The sequence below is a fragment of the Acinetobacter lactucae genome (assembly GCF_013122135.1).
Lineage (GTDB): Bacteria > Pseudomonadota > Gammaproteobacteria > Pseudomonadales > Moraxellaceae > Acinetobacter > Acinetobacter lactucae.
This window is the reverse complement of sequence record NZ_CP053391.1, coordinates 3,020,818-3,037,677: the sequence shown is the minus strand read 5'-3', so window position 1 is coordinate 3,037,677 and position 16,860 is coordinate 3,020,818. Positions and strand designations below refer to the sequence as shown.

Annotated in this window: 13 protein-coding genes and 1 other RNA gene; 10 read left to right on the top strand and 4 right to left on the bottom strand. The window is 40.9% G+C overall.

From position 1 onward, the window contains the following. Positions 1–8: 8 nt before the first annotated feature. A complete protein-coding gene (locus HLV59_RS14195; RefSeq protein WP_151747726.1) occupies positions 9–1,277 on the bottom strand; it encodes an exonuclease SbcCD subunit D in 1,269 nt (422 codons plus the stop codon). Between the two features lie 164 nt (positions 1,278–1,441). On the opposite strand from HLV59_RS14195, the gene HLV59_RS14190 reads away from it, so the two are divergent. Then, the gene (locus HLV59_RS14190) at positions 1,442–1,915 is read left to right on the top strand and encodes an OsmC family protein (protein ID WP_216606775.1); all 474 of its coding nucleotides are present in this window, start codon (positions 1,442–1,444) and stop codon (positions 1,913–1,915) included. Positions 1,916–1,991: 76 nt separating this feature from the next. Here HLV59_RS14190 and HLV59_RS14185 read toward each other — a convergent pair whose 3' ends face one another. Then, positions 1,992–2,369 (bottom strand): VOC family protein, encoded by a 378-nt coding sequence (locus HLV59_RS14185; RefSeq protein ID WP_151747728.1) that lies wholly within the window; start codon positions 2,367–2,369, stop codon positions 1,992–1,994. A gap of 380 nt (positions 2,370–2,749) precedes the next feature. On the opposite strand from HLV59_RS14185, the gene HLV59_RS14180 reads away from it, so the two are divergent. Next, positions 2,750–3,202 (top strand): ABZJ_00895 family protein, encoded by a 453-nt coding sequence (locus HLV59_RS14180; RefSeq protein ID WP_016144543.1) that lies wholly within the window; start codon positions 2,750–2,752, stop codon positions 3,200–3,202. Between the two features lie 83 nt (positions 3,203–3,285). After that, positions 3,286–4,191, top strand: a complete 906-nt coding sequence (locus HLV59_RS14175; protein ID WP_171430235.1) for a TIGR01777 family oxidoreductase — start codon at positions 3,286–3,288, stop codon at positions 4,189–4,191. On the opposite strand, the gene HLV59_RS14170 is transcribed toward HLV59_RS14175, so the two are convergent. Then, positions 4,183–5,298: an NAD(P)/FAD-dependent oxidoreductase gene (locus HLV59_RS14170; protein ID WP_171430234.1), complete on the bottom strand. Its 1,116-nt coding sequence runs from the start codon at positions 5,296–5,298 to the stop codon at positions 4,183–4,185. The genes HLV59_RS14175 and HLV59_RS14170 overlap by 9 nt on opposite strands. 25 nt (positions 5,299–5,323) lie before the next feature. After that, entirely contained in the window at positions 5,324–6,337 is a 1,014-nt protein-coding gene (hemB, locus tag HLV59_RS14165) for a porphobilinogen synthase (RefSeq protein ID WP_171430640.1), read from the bottom strand. Between the two features lie 142 nt (positions 6,338–6,479). On the opposite strand from hemB, the gene HLV59_RS14160 reads away from it, so the two are divergent. From HLV59_RS14160 to HLV59_RS14130, 7 genes are all read left to right on the top strand, one after another. Then, a complete protein-coding gene (locus HLV59_RS14160) occupies positions 6,480–6,977 on the top strand; it encodes a thioesterase family protein (RefSeq protein ID WP_016144547.1) in 498 nt (165 codons plus the stop codon). Between the two features lie 269 nt (positions 6,978–7,246). Further along, positions 7,247–8,398 (top strand): EmrA/EmrK family multidrug efflux transporter periplasmic adaptor subunit, encoded by a 1,152-nt coding sequence (locus HLV59_RS14155; RefSeq protein ID WP_031947580.1) that lies wholly within the window; start codon positions 7,247–7,249, stop codon positions 8,396–8,398. Between the two features lie 6 nt (positions 8,399–8,404). Continuing rightward, complete coding sequence (locus tag HLV59_RS14150; protein WP_171430233.1) at positions 8,405–9,931, top strand: DHA2 family efflux MFS transporter permease subunit; 1,527 nt, start codon at positions 8,405–8,407, stop codon at positions 9,929–9,931. 303 nt (positions 9,932–10,234) lie between these two features. After that, the gene (ggt, locus tag HLV59_RS14145; protein WP_216606729.1) at positions 10,235–12,217 is read left to right on the top strand and encodes a gamma-glutamyltransferase; all 1,983 of its coding nucleotides are present in this window, start codon (positions 10,235–10,237) and stop codon (positions 12,215–12,217) included. 160 nt (positions 12,218–12,377) lie between these two features. Then, positions 12,378–12,736: a transfer-messenger RNA gene (gene ssrA / locus HLV59_RS14140) on the top strand. A 574-nt stretch (positions 12,737–13,310) separates the two neighbouring features. Then, a complete protein-coding gene (locus HLV59_RS14135; protein WP_171430232.1) occupies positions 13,311–15,635 on the top strand; it encodes a type I restriction-modification system subunit M in 2,325 nt (774 codons plus the stop codon). Continuing rightward, positions 15,635–16,855 carry a restriction endonuclease subunit S gene (locus HLV59_RS14130; protein ID WP_171430231.1) on the top strand — a complete coding sequence of 407 codons (1,221 nt, stop codon included), beginning with the start codon at positions 15,635–15,637 and terminating at the stop codon, positions 16,853–16,855. The genes HLV59_RS14135 and HLV59_RS14130 overlap by 1 nt, the downstream gene beginning before the upstream one ends. Positions 16,856–16,860 lie beyond the last annotated feature (5 nt).

Sequence of the window (16,860 nt, the reverse complement as noted above, 5' to 3'; positions counted from 1 at the left end):
ACATATCCTTAAGGGGTTGCATCATTTTCAAGATGTTTTTGTGCTTCTTGTACTAGGCTTAGAAAATCTTTTAAGACCGCATCATCGGCGCTGTAACCTTGTTTTTCCCAGATATTTTGAAAGAGTTTTTCTGGTGTTGGTGGTTCAAGTGCGATTTGCTGAGTGGTATTTGAATCGGTAGCGTTTTTATTCACATATTGACGAGAAATACGCACTAAACGATAGCGGTCAGGTGGTAGGGCTGCTTCAAACTGCTGTCGTAAATTGGGCTGCGGCGGCGTTAAACTATAATATTCAATATCGACATATTCACGGTGGTCAATATTTTCAATCATGCCGTTTGGCAAGGCTTTGAGTTGTTGTAGCACTTCGTTTAATTCACCACGAATGCGGTGCAACTGTATACAACGCGGAATTTCTACAGCTTCAAATTGCAAACGGCTGTCTGCCTCTTGAGCTGGGTCAATTTTGACCTCGACCACTTGATGCTTATAGTTAATTTCACTAAAAGAAAGCGGAATGGGTGAACCGCTATAACGAATGTGTGGCTGACCCACTTTTTGTGGTTTATGTAAGTGCCCTAAAGCGACATAGTCGACCGCATCTTCAAATAAAGTCGTCGAAAGTGCCTCTTCATTACCAATAATAATTGGGCGTTCAGAGTCAGATGTTTCTCCACCTTGCATGTGGGCATGCGACATCAAAATCAGCGCTTGGTCTGGTGTTTTACGACGTTTTGCTTCGGCAATCAGTTGCTGATGCAAATAGGCAATCGCATTTTTGCTGTTGGTGGTATGTTCATTAAAGCCCGTAATTTCGGCTGAACGTAAAAAAGGCAGGGCAAGACACCACGCCACAATATCTTGATTTTGATTATAGATAGGTAAAAGTAGTCGATCGAGATCTAGGGTTTTATCCTCATTCCAGCGAACCACGCCCACGGTTTTTGCATTATATTTTTCTAATAGTGGCTCGACCTGTTCAATACGGTAGCCTGAGTCGTGATTACCGGCAATCATGAGTGTTTGCATGTGCGGCGCAATACGATGCGCATCTGCTAAAAATTGGTAAAGTTGTTTTTGTGCTTGAGAGCCCGGGTTAATGACATCAAAAATATCGCCGGCGATGAGTAGGGCATGCGGTTGTTTTTCTTGAATTTGAGTGAGCAACCAGCTTAAAAATTGTTGGTGTTCGTAGTGGCGTGAATGATTATAAAAAAACTGCCCCAAATGCCAGTCAGAAGTATGTAGAAAATGTACGGACATAGAAACAGACATCAAGCCAAAATAAACACAGATACGTTAGCATAAATTGGCAGGAGATTTTATCAAGACATTTTAAAGTGCTCGTTATTTAAGCCTAAGTTGAAACTTAAATTAAATTTTTCACTTTAAAGTTTGCTTTGTTACTATCGACTTAAACCATGAACTTTGAGAACAAAATGACCATTCATGAATACCAAGTGAAAATACAGTGGGAAGGCAATACGGGTACAGGCACTTCATCTTATCGTTCATATAAACGAGACTTTAGTATTCAGCATCCTCAAAAGGCCACTATTCAAGGTTCATCAGACCCAGCCTATTTAGGGGATGTGACCAGATGGAACCCAGAAGATTTATTGGTTGCATCAGCTTCAGCTTGTCATAAGCTTTGGTATCTGCACCTATGTGCAGTCAACCATATTCATGTGTTGAGTTATGTCGATAAAGCAATTGGCTTTATGGAAGATGCAGATCCAGTTAAACGTGGTCACTTTACCCAAATTATTTTAAGACCAGAAGTTGTTTTAGAAAAAGGTGCCGATCAAGAACTTGCAGCAAAATTACATGAAGAAGCACATCACGAATGTATGATTGCCAATTCGGTGAATTTTCCAATTACATGTGAAGCCAGTTTTAGCTTTGCTGAATAATTAATATGAAATAGCCACCGATAAAAAGCCGGTGGCTATACATTAAAAAATAAATAGAGTCGTTAAAATAAAAGCTTTAAGCTGCATTTTCATCGATTTGGAAAATACCAAAAACGTTGTGGTCTAAGTCGACAAAGTAACCATGCCAAGCACGACCAGGAATGGCGAATTTATCCATCGCCACAATACCACCTTGCGCTAAAATTTTGGCAGCTATGTCATCAAAGTTTTCCACCTGAATCGAACAGGTAAATGCATTGGTGCCATATTCCATTGGAGGTGTTTGAGCAGGGCGTTTTAATAGTCCTCCCATCATTGAAGGTGTCTCTATGCGGTAATATTCAATCGGTAAGCTTTCATCAAGTTTAAATTGCCAGCCGAACACAGCTTGGTAAAACTGCGCATCGCGGGCAGGGTTTGAAGACTGGATTTCAAAATAGGCAATGTTGTTCATATTATTTAAATCATATTTTTATGGTAAAAAAAGTATACGCATAGCTTTTATAGCCATGAAAGCACGATTGTGTATGTTGAACGTAAAATAAATAAAAGTGCTAAAAAATAAAAACCGACGATTCGAGTGATGAGAGAATCGTCGGTCAAAAGCTTCATCAAGGGTTTCGGCTGCTAACAAAACCTAATCCGAAGGAAGAAAAGCGTCGTAATGAAAGGTCACCGAAACAATTTTGCGGATGCCGTGCAAAGGAAGTATTCGGTTGCTGCGACCTTGTTACCCTATATAACGTCAAGAGATCAGGATTGGTTGACAGAAAAATGAAAAAAAATCGAAAAAAATTTATAATTATTTTTTGAACCCATAAATTAGGCAAAAATATGACCAAATTACGTTCTTACTTTCTCTGGTTTTTTGGTTTATGCATCGTGCTTACCTTAATTGTAGGTGTTGTTGCAGCATTATTACCAGCGAGTGTAGGCGGTATTTTAACAGCCGTTCCATATTTAGGCGCAATGATTTTTGTCTTATTTAAATTTTTAAAGAAAGAACGTCGTGCTCCGACTGTACAAGAAAAAAAGAAATTTACTTTAGGTTTTACTCTCATTTTTTGGGGGTATAACTTATGTGGCGTTTTATTTGGCCTGTTCTTATTTGCCAGAAAAGACCCTGAGATTCTGCAAAACTTTATGCTTTACCTCAAACAGCCTCAATTTTTAAGCATTATGGTGATTATGCTTTTAATGTTAGCTATTCCGCTTTATTTAATTACTTACTGGTTTTATGGCAAACAAGCACAGCGAATGGCAAACAAAATGTTTAACGTGCAATAGATCACTACGAAAACTCATACGATTAAATATAAATGAGTCTTATACAATTAAATAAAACTTGAATCCTCAGCTTAGGAGGAAATATGAATAAGAATGTATTAATTACGGGTGCCAGCGGTTTTATCGGAACGCATTTAATTAAGTTCCTACTACAAAAAAATTATAACGTGATTGCTGTGACACGGCAGGCTGGAAAGGCATCTGACCATCCGGCCTTGCAGTGGGTGCAAAAGTTTGAAGATATTTTGACACGGCAAATTGATTATGTGGTGAATTTGGCAGGTGCAAATATTGGCGAAAAACGCTGGACAGAGTCACGTAAAAAACAACTCATTGAAAGCCGTGTAAATACGACACGAAAGCTATATGCGTGGTTCAAGCAGTCTGAAATTTTTCCTGAAGTAATTGTTTCTGGTTCGGCCATTGGTTATTACGGTATAGATGATCAAGAAAAGTGGGCAGAGGTGTGCACTGAACAATGCTCGCCACAGCCTATTTTTATGTCACAGCTTTGCCAAGAGTGGGAGCGAGCAGCTTTAGCAGATGCTCAGCAAAATACTAAAATTATTCGTTTAGGGGTGGTGTTTGGGCAGGGCGGTGGTATTTTGCCTAAAATGTTGCTTCCGATTCGACTCAATTTGGTCGGTCAAATTGGTCGTGGCCGTCAGCCTGTGGTCTGGGTACACATTGAAGACGTGTTAAACGCCATCGAGTTTATATTTCAGCATCCTCAATCTGCTCAAATTCACAATGTTGTAGCGCCAGAAAATGTGACTCAAAAGGTATTTGTTGAGCAAGCTGCTGAGGTTTTGAATAAGAAACCACTGTTGTCAGCGCCGAGCACGGTTTTTCGCTGTTTGTTGGGCGAACAATCGCAATTGATCTTAAATGGGCAGTACGTTAAACCTGCTGCCTTGCAAGCAGAAGGATTTGAGTTTGCTTATCCTCAATTAAAAATGGCTTTAGAGAATATACTCGCGTCAGGCTAAGATTTTATTTTGCAAACGCTCTGGGGAATATGCTTTGGCATCAACTAATGTTGGTTGATCTAGCATAAGCTGACGGAGCAATTGCGCAGAGCCTGCGCCCATGCATAAACCATTTCTAAAATGACCAAAGTTTGCCCATAGGTTGTCCATTTCAGGCATTTTGCCAATGTAGGGAACGCCATTTGGTGAACTTGGTCTGAGGCCTGCCCAGCGCTGTACAATCGGGAAATCGGCTAGTTCAGGCACCATTTCTAAACATGCTTCTAAAATATTGTGCTGGGTGGTTTCATCGGTAGAGGTGTCAAACCCACGATGGGCCATGCTAGACCCACACACGATATGACCGTCCATACGTGGAATCAAATACATGACTCGATTCATACACATGGTCGGTAACCAGTGAGCAGGGGTTTTAAATAACAGCATTTGGCCTTGAACAGGTTCGACTGGAATTTCGAGTTGTAATTGTGAGTTCCAGTAATGGCTCCAAGCACCCGAAGTTATTACAAAATGATCTGCTGTATGTTTGCGTCCATCTTCGGTTTGTAGGGCTTGTATCACATCATCATTTTGAATCAGTTTTTTAACAGCAGCATGTTCAAAAAATTCAACATTTGGATGTTGTTTTAAATAGCTAATCAGGGACTGTAAAACGCGTGGATTGCGAATATTAGACAGTTCGGGGAAATAAATCGCTTCTTGAAACTGATCGGAAATATGTGGATTAACTTGTTCTAATGCATCTCGCTGTAAATATTCGCAGCGCTGCATCGGTTCTTGATGTTGCTCTGCGTAAGAAAGCCCAACGTCAAAATCCTCTTCATCAAAAATAAGCATGCCTGTGTCATGAATTTCAAAATCAATCCCTGTAATAGGGTAGAGTTTTTGGTTCCATGCTTGATACGAGGCTTTACCAAATTGAGCAAGTTGGTTCACTGCATGCACATAGCGCCACGGGTACATCGGAGAGAGAATACCTCCGCCAGCCCAAGAGGCTGCTTGTCCCGCTTGTTGTTGATCAAAAATGCTGATCGTACAGCCTTGTTCAACCAACTCCAGCGCAGACATTAATCCACTTATGCCCGCGCCAATGATTGCAATATGCATGCAGTGTTATCCTTTCTCTGCGAACTTAGTTCATTTCCTTGAGTTTTTCGGCAGCGGTTTCTGCAAAGTAAGTCCAGATTCCGTCTGCACCAGCACGGCGGCAGCACATGAGTGATTCTAAAATCACTGAGTCTGATAACCAGCCATTTTGAATTGCGCCAGCTAACATTGCGTATTCGCCACTCACTTGGTAGATGAATGTCGGAACACCAAAGGTATCTTTCACTTCACGTACCACATCCAGATATGGCATGCCTGGTTTTACAATCACCATGTCGGCGCCTTCTTGAATATCAAGCGCGATTTCATGTAACGCTTCGGCACGGTTGGCAAAGTCCATCTGGTAGTTATATTTATTACCACCTTTTAGGTTGGATGCAGAGCCAACAGCATCACGGAATGGACCATAGAAGCTAGATGCATATTTTGCAGAGTAGGCCATGATGTTGGTGTAGATGTGACCATTGGCTTCTAAAGCTTGACGAATCGAGCCAATACGACCATCCATCATGTCACTTGGTGCAATCACTTCGGCACCTGCTTCTGCGTGACTTAACGCTTGTTTAATCAAGCATTCTACAGTCTCGTCATTGAGGACATAGCCTGTTTCATCAATAATGCCATCCTGACCATGCGTGGTGTATGGGTCGAGGGCACCATCAGTGATTAACACCATTTCTGGTAATTCTTTTTTAAGCAAACGGCAAGTGGTTTGTACTAAACCATCTTCACGCCATGCAGCTTCTGCGGTGAGGCTTTTATCTTCTTGCGGGGTAACTGGAAAAAGAGCCAGTTTTGATACGCCCAATTCCAGAAGTCTTTCAGCTTTTTTCAGTAACAAATCTGCCGACAAACGCTGAATGTTTGGCATACTTGGAATATCTTGGGTCTGATTTTGTCCCGGTAATACAAATACTGGATAAATCAAGTGATTGGTAGTGAGCTGTGTTTCGCTGACCATCGCACGCAACTGGTCATTTTTACGGATACGGCGCATGCGAGTGGCTGGAAATGCAGGACGATTGAACGTATAAGTCATAACAATCTCGATGTTCGGTATTACACTAGGATAGGTTGGCGGATATTCCATTACTGTCAACCGATTGCTGTATTGTAGCCCCATAATGCTGGATTTGTACAAAATTATGGGTGTTTATCATGCTTTTAAATTTAGGCAACGTATGAGTGATGAAAAGAAAAATTGGACTGGGAACATCCATTTAGGTGCAAAAACTGACCTAACTGTCGTACTCAACCAATTATGTAAGGCGTTTAATAGCTCTCCTTTTTTTAAGCATAGTGGAATGATTATGCGTGTGGTGGATGGGCACATTGAAGGCTATATCGAGATGCAACCCAACCTGATTGGCAATCTGGCATTTCAGATTTTGCATGGCGGTGTTGCTGCAACTTTGCTCGATAGTATTGGCGGAATTGTGGCAATGGAACACCTATATCGCCGTTCAACTCCCGAAACTTTAACTGAAACCATTAAGCAAGTGTCGCGTTTGGCAACAGTCGACATGCGTGTAGATTATTTAGCACCAGGGCGTGGTAAATATTTTATTGCACGTGCCGAAGTACTCCGCTTAGGTCGTAAGGGCTGCACCATGCGCATGACCATGGTCAATGATGAAGATAAGCCGATTGCTGCGGGCATTGCCTCATATGCCTATTAAGTAATGAATTGAACTGTTTAAAAGCGCCAAGTGCGCTTTTTTTTTAGTGTTTAAAAAGCAGAAATTTTCATAAAAACTTTGAGATAAACATTAATTTAATTAGAACGAACGCATTAGTTATAATTTTTTATTCTCATATTATGAGGTTTTAGCGTTAAAATTGGCTCCTTTGACAATGCGGTATGTCTTGTTTATAGAAAAATAAAAACTCTATAACAAGGTGTAGTGCGAGATTGATGGCAAAGCCAACTCATCTTTAGGAACATACCATGACTGATGCACAAAGCAATGTACAAGAAACAGTGCCAACAACATCTGCCTCGGATGAAAACAATCAAAACAAGCGCAAAAAATTTCTTGGTTTTTTTGCGCTGATTTTATTGATCGCCGCTATTTTGTATGCAATCTGGGCATTATTTTTAAATCACTCGGTGAGTACGGATAATGCTTATGTCGGTGCAGAAACCGCGCAAATTACTTCAATGGTGAGCGGACAGGTCGCTCAGGTTGTCGTAAAAGATACCCAAACGGTACATCGTGGTGACGTGCTGGTTCGTATTGATGATCGTGATGCCAAAATTGCATTGGCTCAAGCTGAGGCAGAGCTCGCCAAAGCAAAACGTCAATACAAACAAACTGCGGCAAACAGTAGCTCTTTAAACTCTCAAGTTGTGGTTCGTGCTGACGAAATTAACAGTGCCAAAGCACAAGTTGCACAAGCACAGGCAGACTATGACAAAGCTGCTTTAGAACTCAACCGCCGTGCGCAGCTTGCAGCATCTGGTGCAGTGTCTAAAGAAGAACTCACTAAAGCACAAAGTGCAGTTGAAACAGCCAAAGCGGGGCTAGAGCTTGCCAAAGCTGGTTTAGCGCAAGCGTCTTCGAGCCGTAAAGCTGCCGAAAGCACCTTAGCTGCAAACGAAGCGTTAATTCAGGGTGTAAGCGAAACTTCGACTCCGGATGTACAAGTTGCACAAGCGCATGTTGAACAAGCTCAGCTTGATCTGGAGCGTACCGTGATTCGTGCGCCAGTGGATGGTGTGGTGACACGTCGTAATATTCAAGTCGGTCAACGTGTGGCGCCGGGTACGAGCATGATGATGATTGTGCCGCTGAATGATTTATATGTAGATGCGAACTTTAAAGAAAGTCAGTTGAAAAAAGTCCGTCCGGGTCAGGCTGTCACGCTGACTTCAGATTTATATGGCGACGACGTTGAATATCACGGCAAAGTGGTAGGCTTCTCTGGTGGTACAGGTTCTGCCTTTGCCTTAATTCCGGCTCAAAACGCAACAGGAAACTGGATTAAAGTGGTTCAACGCTTACCGGTTCGTATTGCACTTGACCCGAAAGAACTTGCTGAACACCCACTGCGTGTTGGCTTGTCGATGGAAGCAAAAGTCGACTTATCTGCGAAGTAAACGCTTATGAAAACGCAAACACCTTTTGCCGAACTAAGCGGTGGCCGTTTAATACTGGCAGCGTTTGTTATTGCCTTGTCGAACTTTATGGTCGTGCTCGATACGACCATTGCCAACGTATCTGTACCGCATATTACCGGTAACCTTGCTGTTTCAAGTACACAAGGCACATGGGTTGTTACGTCCTATGCAGTTGCAGAAGCGATTTGTGTACCTTTAACGGGTTGGCTTGCAGGGCGCTTTGGTACCGTTCGGGTTTTTATTTTTGGCCTGATTGGTTTTACCATTTTTTCGTTTTTGTGCGGCCTAGCAAACTCGTTAGGCATGCTGGTGTTTTTCCGTATTGGACAAGGTCTATGCGGTGGCCCCCTCATGCCACTCAGCCAAACCTTGCTGATGCGTATTTTCCCTAAAGAAAAGCATGCACAGGCGATGGGCCTATGGGCGATGACTACTGTGGTTGGGCCAATTTTAGGGCCAATTTTGGGTGGTCTGATTAGTGACAACCTGTCTTGGCACTGGATCTTCTTTATTAACTTACCGGTTGGGATTATTTGTGTTTTAGCAGCAATGCGCTTGTTAAGAGTGGCTGAAACAGAAACCATTTCTTTAAGAATCGACACTGTCGGTTTAGGTTTGTTAATTCTGTGGATTGGTGCGTTACAGCTCATGCTCGATTTAGGGCACGAACGCGACTGGTTTAACAGCACCAGCATTATCGTTTTGGCTTTAACTGCCGCCATTGGCTTTGTGGTGTTCCTCATATGGGAACTCACCGACAAACACCCCGTCGTGGATGTCAAAGTCTTTAGGCATATGGGCTTTGCAATATCGGTACTGGCCTTGTCGCTTGGCTTTGGCGCGTTCTTTGGCAGTATTGTACTGATTCCACAGTGGCTGCAAATGAACCTTTCATACACTGCCACATGGGCCGGATATTTAACCGCAACCATGGGCTTTGGTAGTTTGACCATGTCACCGATTGTGGCAAAGCTTTCGACCAAACATGACCCACGCGCACTGGCAAGTTTTGGTTTAATTTTGCTGGGTGGTGTGACCTTAATGCGGGCATTCTGGACCACAGACGCCGACTTTATGGCACTGGCTTGGCCGCAAATCCTGCAAGGTTTTGCTGTACCGTTCTTCTTTATTCCACTGTCGAACATTGCACTCGGTTCGGTACTCCAGCAAGAAATTGCATCTGCTGCGGGTCTCATGAACTTTTTAAGAACCATGGCAGGGGCGATTGGTGCTTCAATTGCAGTGACCGTATGGGACGACCACGCCAAAGTTGCACGTAGTGAAATGGTGTCAAATCTAAACACGACCGAAGTTCAAAATAACCTGATGCAAAATGGTTTTACGGCTGACTCGACGCTTGGAATTATTTCCAACCTTGTCGATAAAGAAGCGATTACCATGTCGGCGAACCATGTATTTTTGCTGTTTGCGATGGTATTTGTCTTTGCGGGGCTGGTCATTTGGCTGTGTCCAAAACCCAAAGGGGATGTCGGCGGAATGCCTTCTCACTAATCATCAAAAAGCATCTCTTCGGAGGTGCTTTTTTTAGGCCTACTACAAAGTGAGCGAGTTTATAAATAGCAGATTTTGCCTGTATTTAAAGAAATAAAGCATGCCAGAATTGGGCAAATCAGTTATAAAAGAGTGTGATAGCAAACAAGGAGATATCATACAGAGCACAAAATAAACACCCTTAATCATTTAATATTATTAAAACTTTATTTTTATCATAGATTAAAAACTGAAGACCTGAAAACTAGAGAAGCTTGCATGGCAATTGCATGGATAGGCAAGCGTATATATTGGAGTTATCACGTGAATATAAAATATTCATTTTTGTTCAGTAGTTTATTAGCAGTCGGTTTATTACAAGGATGTGGAGATGATTCTTCAGATCAACCCAAGGATGACTCAAATACAACTCCGCCCAATTTAATTGTAGATAATGACCCCACCAGTTGTAGCAAACTGGCACAAGACGGTTCAAGCGTGGTGGTGGGCTCAAACCAAAATGGTGACCCAGCCGCGCCTGAGGGTGCATCAGGTTATAGACTGGGTAACACGGTTAAATATTCAGATAAATATATGGTGGTGGCAAACACGCCACTTGCGGTAAAAGCAGGTTGTGATGTTTTAAAAGCAGGCGGTAGTGCAGTCGATGCGGCGGTTGCGGTACAAGCAGTGCTTGGTTTGGTCGAGCCGCAGTCGAGTACCATTGCGGGTAGTGGTTTTATGATGTATTACGATGCCAAAACCAAGCAGGTCACGGCTTATGATGGTCGTGAAACCGCACCAGCCGCAGCCAACGAATATTATTTAATTCGCCAGAATATGGATGACCCAAATTCACCAGCACCTGTCCCAAGTGCGCGCCGTAGTGGTCGCTCGATTGGTGTGCCAGGTGTAATGCGTTTGCTTGAACAAGCACAAAAAGAACACGGCAAACTCAAGTGGAACCAGTTGTTTGATGAAGCCATTGGTTTAGCTGATAACGGGTTCCGTATTCCGGGTCGTTTGGCAGATGCCATTGCAAGTAATGCAAATAGCTTGGCACTCGATGCAAATGCAATGAAAACCTATTTCTATATAGATGGTTCACCACGTAAAGTCGGTGAAATCATGACCAATAAAGAATATGCAAAAACACTAGAAGCACTTGCCACGCAAGGTGCAAATGCATTGCACACTGGGCCAATTGCGCAAGCCATTGTGACAAAAGCAGGCCAAACCGTAGGTGATGACCCAGCAAGAACTCCAATTACCCCAAGTTTGATGACCTTGCAGGATTTATCAAACTATCAGGTTAAAAAACGCGACCCGATTTGCACGACGTACCGTGACCGTTACTATGTATGTACCATGCCACCTCCATCTTCGGGAGGGATTGCGGTTGCGCAAACGCTGGGTATTTTAGAAAACTTTGATATGTCGCTCTATCCACCTAAAAACCCTGAAAATGAAGGCGGTGTGCCGGATGTGATGGGTGTGCACTTAGTGTCTGAGGCGGAGCGTTTGGCTTACGCTGACCGTGACAAATATGTGGCAGATACTGACTTTGTGCCTTTACCAGCACAGGGTATTGCAAGCTTTATTGATAAAAATTACTTGAAACAACGTGCATCACTGATTAACCCGAACCAAAGTATGGGCGTTGCGCCAGCAGGCAATTTCAACCCAGCTTCGGGAGTCGATACCACTGTTGAACATGGTACAACGCAGTTCACCATTGTAGATGCCTATGGCAATGTGGTTTCAATGACATCGACTGTTGAATCGAGCATGGGTTCTTTCCACATGGTGGATGGTTTCTTGCTGTCAAACCAGTTAACTGACTTTAGCGCGAATCCTTATGACAGCACTGGGGCACTGGTTGCTAACCGTGTAGAAGGGGGCAAACGTCCACGTAGTACCATGGCGCCAACTTTAGTGTTTAAAGGCACCACGCCAGATGAGTTTTATATGGCAACAGGTTCACCAGGTGGCGGCACGATCATTCAATATGTAGTTAAAACTTTGGTGGGTGCATTGGACTGGAACTTAAATGCACAGCAGGCCACTTCGCTTGTTAACTTTGGTGCGACTAATAGCAAAAACACCAATGTGGATAGCTCAAACGTTCAGCTTTCCTTAGTTGACCTGATTGAAGGCTTAAAAGCAAAAGGGCATGGCATTTCTAACACTGCGCAAACCAGTGGTATTTCAACGATTATGAAAGTAAATATAAATAATCAGAGTAAATACGCAGGTGGGGTAGACCCACGCCGTGAAGGGATCGTGTTAGGCAATGGAGCCTTATAGATCAAACTTTAAAAAAGCTGTCATTTTTGGCAGCTTTTTTATGAGAGGCCTTGAAAAAAACAAAAGGCTCTCCATTATGTAAATATGTTCATCAGTAGCAGACTGTTGATAAAATGCACAGTATTTTATTTTAGTTATGCTATGATGTTCAGACATTCATGGGGATGTTATTGGCTTCGACGCTGGTGATGAAACTCATAGATGCATGCCGAGAGCGCATTTTCTCTCGTAAATCAAATTTGCATATTTTAGTCGCAAACGACGAAACTTACGCTCTAGCTGCCTAAGGGCAGTTTGTCCGCTTCCTAGAATACTTGTGGTTTAGGAACCCGACCGTAGCGCACGCACACAAGTCCGTATAGAGTCAAGCCTCGGGGCTTTATACCAAACTTAGAGGATCGCAACTTGTACCCTGTTCGTCGGGTCACTTGGTGTTAAAACAATAGACGATATCTAAGCATGTAGTATTCTCGAGCGTAATGCTGGCGGACGCGGGTTCAACTCCCGCCATCTCCACCAAAATTCTATTCAGAAGTGTATCACTGAATAAAAAAGCCTTTAAATTCAACGTTTAAAGGCTTTTTTGTTGACTATCCTTTATGATTTTATTTAAAACTATTCGATCTGATTTTCGCTTAAATAAGGGTAAATTCTTATGTTATTTAAATATGAAGAATGTCTGTTCACAGGTAAGAAAATAATCTTTGAGATTCTATAGACTATCATTTTGTTTATGACTAATAAATTGAGTCGATTTTTTATATGAGCTATGGCCAAAGGATCTCATCATGCAACAGATCAAAGCAAATAGATATAGATTACAGTGAGCGAAATATTTTGCTGAATATATTGAAATTAAATAGCTTGATTTTGAGTAAGAGCCAAACTTGCTTCAAGGTAAAAAATTTAATATTTACAAATCACGGATGAATTTAATCAGATTTTGAAAAGCACACATGAGGGCTAGTATTAGCTTACTCAAAGTTTCTTATACATTATCGAATTTAGGTGATAGGCGTTTGAAATACATTTCTGGTGTCAGATAAAGCAAACCAATCCCAGTCTCTGACCTAAACTATTGAATTGAGGCAATATGAACATCTCTTTGATTGAAAAAGATTTATGGGAAGCAGCGGATGACCTGCGTGCGAACTCGAAATTAACAGCAACGGAATATGCTCAACCAATTTTGGGTATCATTTTCTTGTCCCATGCAACTTCACGTTTTTACTCGCTAAAAAAAGAATTATTAAAAGATCATCAAATGGCAAGTTATCAAAAACTTGTTGATGAAAATAAAATGCCAGCGGAAGCATTTGAAAAGCAATTAGAGATTGCTTTTAAGGCACGGAGTGCTTTGTATTTGAATCCAGAACAACGTTTTGATTATTTGGCAAACTTACCAACAGGTCATAACTTGGGTGCTGAACTTGATGCAATTATGGAATCAATTGAAACTCAAAACCCAGTTTTAAAAGGTATTTTACCTAAGACTTATCAGCATTTTGAAGAAGATCTATTAGAGCGTGTTGTTCGTATTTTTAACCGAGATACACTATTAAATGCTGAGGGTGATGTCTTTGGTAAAATTTATGAATATTTTTTAAATAAATTTGCTCAGTCGGGTGCACAAGAAGGAGGGGAGTTTTTCACACCTCCATCATTGGTGCGTACTATTGTTAATTTTATTGAACCAGATCATGGCTTGGTAATTGACCCTGCGGTGGGTTCTGCGGGTATGTTTATTCAAACAACGCATTTCCAAGAGCAAAATCACACGCATAATCAGATGCAATTCGTTGGTCAGGAAAAAACTAAAAACAACCAAAAACTTGCCATCATGAATATGGTTGTGCATGGTTTAGATGCCTCTAACATTGTGGAAGGCAACTCGTTTTATAGTGCACTGTCAGACTATATTGGACAATGTGATTTTGTCATGGCGAACCCTCCATTTAACGTAGATGCGGTTGATGCAAGCAAATGTAAGAATGATGTTTACGTTATACCACAGCATGAAAAAGGTAAGCCTGAACCAAAAGCATTAGAAATTGTTCAAGCAGCGATTGCTGAGAAGAAACGTTTACCTTTTGGTTTACCAGGCGTGACATCTAAGTCTGGTGGTAAGCGTAATGATGGTAATGATGCAAAAAATGAGCAAGTCTCAAATGCAAATAGTTTGTGGATTCAGTATTTTTATAGCTATTTGAATGAGTCTGGTCGAGCTGGTTTTGTTATGCCATCAAGTGCATCGGATGCAGGTGGACGAGATAAAGAAATTCGTCAAAAATTGGTTGAAACTGGTCATGTCGATATTATGGTCTCTATTGGGCCAAAATTCTTCTATACTCGTTCTTTACCATGTGCGCTTTGGTTCTTTGATAAATCTAAAACTGAAAGCCGTAAAGATAAAGTGTTGATGCTAGATGCGCGTAATATATTTACTGTAGTGTCTGCAAAATCGCATATTTTTAGTGAGTCACAGTTAGAAGCTTTAAATGCGATTGTGTGGTTATATCGTGAGGAGCACAATAAATATCAAAACTTGCTACGTCGCTATATCAATACTATGCTTGAAACAATTGAGCAGATGCGAGCGGTTTATAAAGATTACTTACGCTCATCTAAATCTGTTGTGGATTACGTTGCTAAATTTGCTTCAAATACATCGATTGATATTCTAAACAAGCTGTCGAAGAAAGAACAAGAAGCTGAAGATAAGCCAACGCCAATCACAACAGAGCAACTTTCATTGTTAAAAGCGTCTGCTTTGAAAGCTCAGCAAGGTCTTGATTCAGAGCTTGTTGAAGAGGAAAAAATTGCACTTCTTGATGCTTTACCAAATGTCGAAAAATTACGCCAAAAACTTAATGATGCTCAAGACCATGCTGCAATTATTGTCATCTTTACTACTTTGCAAAATACTCAAAATCAGACACAAGCTGTATTTAATAAATTAAATACAACAAAATCTGAGGCTTTGGCATTGGTTGCACAAGCTGATAGTTTGTATGCCAAAAAAGATAAAAAACGATGGGCCAATAAAGAGGTCGTTGCATTATTGAGGGATTTGAATACATCGGCAGAAGGAGAGCCTGAAACAATTCAAGATCAAGTGCAGTGCTTGGAAAAAGCTTTAGTTGATTGTATTGCTAATATTACTTGGTTGTATGAATGCTTTCCTGAAGGTGTATATGCTGATGTTGCTGGTTTATGTAAGCTAGCTTCACAGGAGGACATTAAGGCACAGGATTATTCTCTTACACCAGGGCGTTATGTGGGAATTGAAGAGATTAGTTCTATCAATAAAAATGTAGTTGAAGAGGTTCTTCGTTTATTAGTTGAGATAAATGAATTAAATCAGTCATCTCAAATTTTGCACAATAAATTAACTCTTAATTTAAAGGAATTGTTTTAATGCAAATTGAGTACATTCCATTAGAACAATTAGGATTTGTTGGAAGAGGTAAATCTAAACATCGTCCCAGAAATGATGAAAGTTTATATGGCGGAGAGTATCCATTTATTCAGACAGCAGATGTAAAGAAAGCCGAGTTATATATTCGAGAATATTCTCAAACGTATAATGAGAAGGGATTAGCGCAGAGTAAATTGTGGCCAAAAGGTACATTGTGTATCACTATTGCTGCAAACATTGCAGATACGGCAATATTAGATATGGAAGCCTGTTTTCCAGATAGTATTATTGGTTTTGTAGCAGATAAAACTAAAGTTAATGTGAAGTACGTTAAGTATTTTTATAGTTTATTTCAGCGTAATTTACAGAAAATTTCTCAAGGTGCAGCGCAAGACAATCTTAATCTTGAAAAGTTATTAATGTATCCAATACCATGCCCATCATTAGCTATTCAAAATCGAATAGTTGATGTGTTAGGGACAATAGATGATTTAGTAGTTTGTAATGTTGATTTAATTAACCGTTATAAGTTAGTGATAGAGAAGTTATATTTTGAGTGGTTCCATAATTTTAAATTCCCTAGCTATGAAAACATCAAACTTGTTGATGATATTCCTGAAGGTTGGGAAATAAAGCCGATTAATCAATTGACCCAATTGATTAGTCGAGGTATTACACCAAAATACAATGATGAGTCTGGAAGTAGCATTGTTATTAATCAAAAGTGTATTCGAGATAATAAATTAAATCTTGAATTTGCAAGAAGACAAGACAAAGAAATACCAGTTTCAAAATTGGTTCAGAAAGGTGATGTACTAATCAACTCGACAGGTGCTGGAACTTTAGGACGTGTAACCCAAGTTCATGAGAATTTGTCAGATACTACGGTAGATACACATGTCACTATTGTTAGGCCATTAAACGAAATTTCTTCCGCATGGTTCGGTGCAGCAATATCAAATCTGGAAAGTTATATCGAAACCTTGGGTGAAGGTGCAACAAACCAACTTGAATTGAAGCGTGAAGTGATCGGTAGAATTGATTTGTTGTGCCCTACTATGGAAATTCAACAACATTTTCAAAAAATAGTAGAACCAATGGAACAAAAAATATTGAATTTGATGAAGCAAAACATGCATTTACTTAAGTTGAAAGAAACTTTGCTACCTCGGCTTATGTCTGGTGAACTCGATGTTTCTAAACTATTAAGTATCCAATAAACTAA